This is a genomic window from Lewinella sp., from assembly GCF_050633125.1.
GTDB lineage: Bacteria > Bacteroidota > Bacteroidia > Chitinophagales > Saprospiraceae > Lewinella.
This window is the reverse complement of record NZ_JBOEFX010000058.1, coordinates 1-744: the sequence shown is the minus strand read 5'-3', so window position 1 is coordinate 744 and position 744 is coordinate 1. Positions and strand designations below refer to the sequence as shown.

Annotated in this window: 1 pseudogene; it reads right to left on the bottom strand. The window is 46.0% G+C overall.

Going from position 1 to position 744, the window contains the following annotated elements:
* Nucleotides 1–744: pseudogene (locus tag ACRBG0_RS13880) on the bottom strand (hypothetical protein); the annotation flags it as partial.

Genomic DNA, 744 nt, shown 5'->3' with positions numbered 1-744 from the left:
GGATCTGGATTAAATCCAGCGTCGTAATCGTTCCACTACGGTTGGCATCTGCCGCAATGCGCTTGTAAGGGCCTGCTAGCGGATCCACGTTCAGGATGTGCTTGGAGATCTTAACGATATCAAAGGTCGTCACACCGTTCAGTGGGTTAGCATTCAGGTAAGGTGTTATTGTGTAATCACCACCCAATGGTAATCCTGCGAAACTATATGTGCCATCGGTATTCGTCATTATCATAAAGTTCATATCTCCATTGATATTCACTTCTACACCCTCTACCGTTTCAGCATCTTCCGTCATGATAACACCATTCACCATACCTCCTTCATCTATAATGCCACAATTGTCATTAAGTGCTACCAAGATGTAGGTCTCACAGTAGTCGTAGTTACCTTCTTCATCAAAAGCGTATACATAGACTACTGTGTTTTCGTCATCGTCCTGGGTCAATACCAATCCGGTATCATCAGGGCTTGGTACAAAGTCAGGATCAGCTTCTACGTCAGCAGCACGGTAAATAGCGTACTTGATTACACGAGGTAGACCATTGAACAGTTCTGGCCCTTGACCCGTACAATCACTGATCGGGGAACCTTCAAAGTCACTGGCCCAAATAGCCATTGCACAACGGTCTTCGTCTCCGTCTCCATCTGCATCAACACCTTCATCTACAGGCATCAGAGTTACCGTCAGTCCGTTGATACACACTGGAGCAGGTCCTTTGCAGTCGATCACATCAAATACGA